Origin of the sequence: Streptomyces sp. NPDC051172 (assembly GCF_040682555.1) — a bacterium.
Classification (GTDB): Bacteria; Actinomycetota; Actinomycetes; order Streptomycetales; family Streptomycetaceae; genus Streptomyces.
Window position 1 is genome coordinate 1 of the sequence record NZ_JBFBBE010000472.1, and the last position, 1,059, is coordinate 1,059.

At 72.8% G+C, this 1,059-nt stretch carries 1 protein-coding gene; it reads right to left on the minus strand.

From position 1 onward, the window contains the following. Positions 1-88: 88 nt before the first annotated feature. Positions 89-1,059 (minus strand): DUF2079 domain-containing protein (locus AB0N07_RS52025; protein WP_365848126.1); only part of this gene is annotated, 971 nt, incomplete at its 5' end.

The following is a 1,059-nucleotide window of genomic DNA, read 5'->3' on the forward strand; positions in this document are numbered from 1 at the left end:
GCCCCCGGCCGGACGCGGCCTGCAGCCGCTCGGCGGGTCCGCGGACCGCTGACGGCGGGGCGGGTCCGCCGGCGCCGTGGGGCGCGGCTCAGCGGTGTTCGAGGTACGTCGTGCAGGTGGGCGAGACCGCGCGGTCCGGGTGGTGCAGGACGACAACGTCGCCTGCGGACCAGACCCGCTCGAAGCCGAGCCGCTCGGCGCGGGCCAGTGCCTGCTCCGGGGTGAGGGGGTCCCAGCCGCCGAGCTCGGGCACCGAGGTGTCCACGATCATCCATGTGGCCAGTTCGTCGCCGATGTCCCCGTGCAGCCCGACGTAGGTGCGGGCCGTCAGGTGCGGCACGGCGTTGTCGGCGGCCTCGACGCACACCCCGTCCGGGATCAGCGCGACCGCGTGGTCGAGGTCGCGGGCGTGCTGCGTCGTCGTCATGTCGCCGACGACCGTGCGGTGCAGTGGGTACACCTGCGGGAAGAACGCGGTGCCGATCAGACCGGCGGCCAGTGCCGCAGAGACGAGGACGGCGGGCAGCCGGCGCAGCGCGTCCCGGCGTCCGGCCAGCCGGTGGGCCGCCTCGAGCGCGGCCATGAGCAGCAGCGGGGCGAGGATCGCGTCGTACTGGTACACGGGGGCCCACACGTTGAGCCGGTCGTTGAACAGCCGCGAGAGCAAGATCGGCAGGGCCATCAGCGTGAGCGGGCTCAGGACCGGCAGGAACAGCAATGGGACGAAGTGCAGGAGCCAGAGGGCCACCTTCAGCGGGTGGTCGAACAGCACCGCGACAGCGTTCCACGGCTGGGTCAGCAGGAACAGGACCGAACTGCGCATGTCCGGGCCCAGGGCGGTGAACTGCCAGTAGCCGAACGCCCCGGTGGGGGAGTAGTGGGGGATCACCACGGACGTGGCGAACCAGTAGCCGAGCACACCCAGCACGGCGGTGACCGCGGCCTGCGGCCAGAAGCGACGGATCGCCATCACCAGGGCCACGGCCAGCAGGGACACGCCCATGTCCTCTCGGACCGTGAGCAGCAGCGCCGCCAGGCCGGTGGCGAGCCACGCCCGCT